Source organism: Aeromicrobium sp. PFPM2_SD2, assembly GCF_057364525.1.
This window is the reverse complement of sequence record NZ_JBNFNZ010000262.1, coordinates 1-3,611: the sequence shown is the minus strand read 5'-3', so window position 1 is coordinate 3,611 and position 3,611 is coordinate 1. Positions and strand designations below refer to the sequence as shown.

6 protein-coding genes are annotated in these 3,611 nt (G+C 71.9%); 3 read left to right on the top strand and 3 right to left on the bottom strand.

All coding sequences use genetic code 11. The features are described 5' to 3' along the window. Both AC2W7G_RS11695 and AC2W7G_RS11690 read right to left on the bottom strand, forming a co-directional pair. Nucleotides 1-170: PfkB family carbohydrate kinase (locus AC2W7G_RS11695; protein ID WP_485868591.1), on the bottom strand; the 170-nt coding region annotated here is incomplete at its 3' end. A 29-nt stretch (nucleotides 171-199) separates the two neighbouring features. Next, a complete protein-coding gene (locus AC2W7G_RS11690) occupies nucleotides 200-1,000 on the bottom strand; it encodes a crotonase/enoyl-CoA hydratase family protein (RefSeq protein ID WP_485868590.1) in 801 nt (266 codons plus the stop codon). A gap of 194 nt (nucleotides 1,001-1,194) precedes the next feature. Between AC2W7G_RS11690 and AC2W7G_RS11685 the strand changes: the two genes are divergently transcribed. Beyond that, a complete protein-coding gene (locus AC2W7G_RS11685) occupies nucleotides 1,195-1,497 on the top strand; it encodes a WhiB family transcriptional regulator (RefSeq protein WP_485868589.1) in 303 nt (100 codons plus the stop codon). A gap of 105 nt (nucleotides 1,498-1,602) precedes the next feature. Here AC2W7G_RS11685 and AC2W7G_RS11680 read toward each other — a convergent pair whose 3' ends face one another. After that, entirely contained in the window at nucleotides 1,603-2,253 is a 651-nt protein-coding gene (locus AC2W7G_RS11680) for a TetR family transcriptional regulator (RefSeq protein ID WP_485868588.1), read from the bottom strand. A 118-nt stretch (nucleotides 2,254-2,371) separates the two neighbouring features. Here AC2W7G_RS11680 and AC2W7G_RS11675 point away from each other — a divergent pair, with 118 nt between their 5' ends. Continuing rightward, nucleotides 2,372-2,641 carry a hypothetical protein gene (locus tag AC2W7G_RS11675; protein ID WP_485868587.1) on the top strand — a complete coding sequence of 90 codons (270 nt, stop codon included), beginning with the start codon at nucleotides 2,372-2,374 and terminating at the stop codon, nucleotides 2,639-2,641. A 25-nt stretch (nucleotides 2,642-2,666) separates the two neighbouring features. Further along, the gene (locus AC2W7G_RS11670) at nucleotides 2,667-3,566 is read left to right on the top strand and encodes an alpha/beta fold hydrolase (RefSeq protein ID WP_485868586.1); all 900 of its coding nucleotides are present in this window, start codon (nucleotides 2,667-2,669) and stop codon (nucleotides 3,564-3,566) included. The last annotated feature ends 45 nt before the right edge of the window (nucleotides 3,567-3,611 follow it).

Below are 3,611 nucleotides of genomic sequence, written 5' to 3'. Positions count from 1 at the left end.
GACACGCGCCCGCGCTCGTCGTCGCCCACCGAGGTGACGAGGCGGACGTCGTGCCCCAGCCGGGCCAGCCCGAGCGCGACGTTGGCCGGGCTCCCGCCGGGGCGCTCGACGCGTGTGCCGTCCGCCCGCACCAGGACGTCCACCAGGGCCTCGCCGACGACCGTGATCATGGCGCTCACCTTACGAGCGGCCGGCGCGCTCAGCCGAACGTGCGGGGCCCGAACTCCGGCTCGGTGCCGGCCGTCCCGGCCTGACGGGCGATCTTGGTGTTGGGCGACTTGAACATGCGCGACTGGAGCCGGCGCTCCAGCCGGAACGCCTCGCGGACGCTGCCGCGGCGGGTGGCCAGCACGAGCCGCTTGGTCGCGGCGACCGAGTCCGGGGAGCGGGCGATGATCTGCTCGGCCAGCTCCAGGGCCGCCGCGTGCGGGTCGTCGCCGACGCCCGTGGCCAGGCCCAGCTCCGCGGCCCGCTCGCCGCTGAAGACCTCGCCGGTCAGCGCGAGCCGCAGGAGCACGTCGGTGCGCAGCAGCTCGCTGAACGGCACCGTGCCGCCCATGTCGGGCACCAGGCCCCACTTGGCCTCGAGGATGGACCACTTCGCGTCGGGCGTCGTGAACCGGAAGTCGGCGTTGGCGGCGAGCTGCAGGCCCGCGCCGAAGCAGTGGCCGTGGACGACGGCGATGACCGGCACCGGCAGCGAGCGCCAGACCTCGTTGACGCGCTGGAAGTCGTTGGCCCGCCTGGGACCGGCGAAGAACATCCGGGCGACGCGCTTCTTGTCCTGGAAGGCGGCGGCGAAGTCCAGGCCGGCGCAGAACGAGCGTCCGTTGCCGCTCAGCACCACCACGCGGACGTCGCGGTCGCGGGCGAGCGTCTCGCCGGCCTCGATCAGCTCGGCGATGAGCTCCAGGTCGAAGCCGTTGAGCTTGTCGGGCCGGTTCAGACGGACGTGGGCGAGGGGTCCGGCGTGCTCCACCTGGACGCGTGACTCGGTCATGCCGGCACGTTACCCGGCGGTAAGTTCGCGCGTCCAGCCCCGGGATTCCAGGGCGTCCGAGACGGTGAACAAGTTCTGCGCAAGAAACTTCTTCAACCTCCTTGCGCTCGTGAACAGGTTTTGAGTAAGTTCTGAACAGGTTTTGGAAGCGGGCGTCGACCGGACGCCCATCACCTGGGGGAAAGAAGGACGCCATGGTCAACGTCAACCGTCTGCCGATGCCGCTCATCGAGACCTACGAGTGGCAGTACGAGGGTGCGTGCAACAACGCCGACCCCGACACCTTCTTCTCGCCGGAGTTCGAGCGCGGCCCGCGTCGCGCCGCTCGTGAGGCCAAGGCGAAGTCCTTCTGCGCCACGTGCCCGGTCATCCAGGAGTGCCGCGAGCACGCCCTCTCGGTCCAGGAGCCCTACGGCGTCTGGGGCGGCCTGACCGTGAACGAGCGCGCCGAGATCCTTGCCGGTCGCAAGGCTGCCTCCCAGCCGCTCGCTTCCTGAGACCAGTCCGGCCCGTCGCGGGCATCAGGGGGGCTCGCGACGCGCCGCACTCGAGGCCGCGGTCGATCCATCGGATCGACCGCGGCCTTTCTCATGCCCGGGGGGCTAGCCGGAGACGGCGGCGCGCAGGGCGGGCAGCACGTCGGCCAGCGAGCGTCCGGACTCGAGCACGAGGACGGCCGGCGGCGCACCGTCCTGGACGACGAAGACGTCGGCCACGAGCTGCAGGGCCTGGTCGATCTCGATCATCGGCTCGTCGCACTCGCCGCGCAGCCAGCGCCGCAGCACGTGGTTGTGCGCCGACACCACGGCGGCGGCCATGAGCTCGGCGCGCAGCGGCGATCCGTCGGAAGGCACGTCGTAGCGGGTGATGTACTGCCGGAACAGCCGCTGGTAGCGCGCCACCATGGCGATCTCGCGCTCGCGCAGGGCCTGGATGCTGCTGGTCAGGCGGTAGCGGCGCCGCGCGTGCTCGCCCTCGCTGACGTAGTGCACGAGCACCGTCTTGATCGCCGCACTGACCGCGTCCAGCGCCGAGCGCTGGGTGGACGCCTCGAGGCCGCGCCGGATGTCGGCCAGCATCTGGTCGTGGTCGGGGAAGACCACCGACTCCTTGGAGCCGAAGTAGCGGAAGAACGTGGACCGGCTGACCTGGGCGGCGGTGGCGATGTCGTCGACGCTCGTCTGCGCGTAGCCGTGCGCCGCGAACAGCTCCATCGCCGCCTGGACGATGCGGTCGCGGGCGTCGGTGCTCATGCGTCCATCGTGACGGATCCGGTCGCTCCGCTTGACGAGACTTGAGCCACACGTAACACTGCCGTAATGACACTCAGTGTCGTGCTGTGAGACTCAGTTCTAGTGAGGGGTTTTCCCGATGGCCGTCGCCCTGTCGTCCCGCACCACTCGTCCCACCATCGCGTCGCGCTACTTCGCGTCGTCGCCGCACCGCCGGCAGGTGCCCGGCGGCTGGGGTCCGTACGGCACGTTCCACGCCCGGGAGGTCGGCTCCCCGACCACGGCGTGCGGCATGGCCGCGATCGAGTGGAAGGTCTTCTACGACCAGGGCTTCACGGCGGTGAACCCGCAGGCCTGCCGCGACTGCATCCAGGTGCTCTACTTCCCCGCGCAGACCGCCTCGGCCTGACCCCCGGCCCCTCCAGACTGGCGTCATGAGCGTGCGCCGGGTCGCCACCAACGGGATCGAGCTGTCCGTCCGCGAGGAGGGCGAGGGTCCGCTGGTCGTCCTCGTGCACGGGTTCCCCGAGCTGGGGCACTCCTGGCGTCACCAGGTGCCGGCGCTCGTCCGGGCCGGCTACCGCGTGGCCGTGCCCGACATGCGCGGCTACGGGGCGTCCGACGTCCCGCCCGGCCCCGAGGGGTACGACGCGCTGACGCTCGGCCGCGACCTGACCGGCTACCTCGACGACGTCGGGGAGGAGTCGGCGGTCTTCGTGGGGCACGACTGGGGCGCGAACGTCGTGTGGCTGCTGGCCACCGGCCAACCCGAGCGGGTGCGCGCCGTCGCCGGCCTGAGCGTCCCGTTCACGCCGCCGACGGCGTCGGTGCCGACCGAGGTCTTCCGGCGGCGGCTGGGCGAGGACTTCTACATGCTGTGGTTCCAGGAGCCCGGCGTCGCCGAGGCCGTCCTGGAGGCCGACGTCCGCCGCACGCTGAGCACGACCGAGGTCTGGGGCGAGGACTGGGGCCGCCGCGAGGGCGAGGACGTGAGCCGCCCGCGCTGGATGACCGAGGACGACCTCGACGTGTACGTGCGGGCGTTCGAGCGCACCGGGTTCGCCGGCGGCCTGTCGTACTACCGCAACCTGGACCGCAACGCCGAGCTCACCCGCGACTGGACCGACCGCCGGGTCACCCAGCCGGCCTTCTTCCTCACCGGCTCGCGCGACCCCGTCGCGCTGTTCATGCCCGCGCAGGCGATGGACGGGTGGGTCACCGACCTGCGTGCGAGCGTCGTGCTGGACGGCGCCGGCCACTGGGTCCAGCAGGAACGGCCCGACGAGGTCAACGCCGCGCTGCTCGCCTGGCTCGGCGAGGTCGCGCCGGCCTAGCCGCCGCGCCCGGTCCTGCGACGCAGGGCGGGGCCCGCGCCGAAG

Bases quoted from the DNA above. Each gene is read 5' to 3' on its own strand.
- AC2W7G_RS11685 (WP_485868589.1), top strand. From the start codon at position 1,195: ATGGTCAACGTCAACCGTCTGCCGATGCCGCTCATCGAGACCTACGAG.
- AC2W7G_RS11675 (WP_485868587.1), top strand. From the start codon at position 2,372: ATGGCCGTCGCCCTGTCGTCCCGCACCACTCGTCCCACCATCGCGTCG.
- AC2W7G_RS11690 (WP_485868590.1), bottom strand. From the start codon at position 1,000: ATGACCGAGTCACGCGTCCAGGTGGAGCACGCCGGACCCCTCGCCCAC.
- AC2W7G_RS11680 (WP_485868588.1), bottom strand. From the start codon at position 2,253: ATGAGCACCGACGCCCGCGACCGCATCGTCCAGGCGGCGATGGAGCTG.
- AC2W7G_RS11670 (WP_485868586.1), top strand. From the start codon at position 2,667: ATGAGCGTGCGCCGGGTCGCCACCAACGGGATCGAGCTGTCCGTCCGC.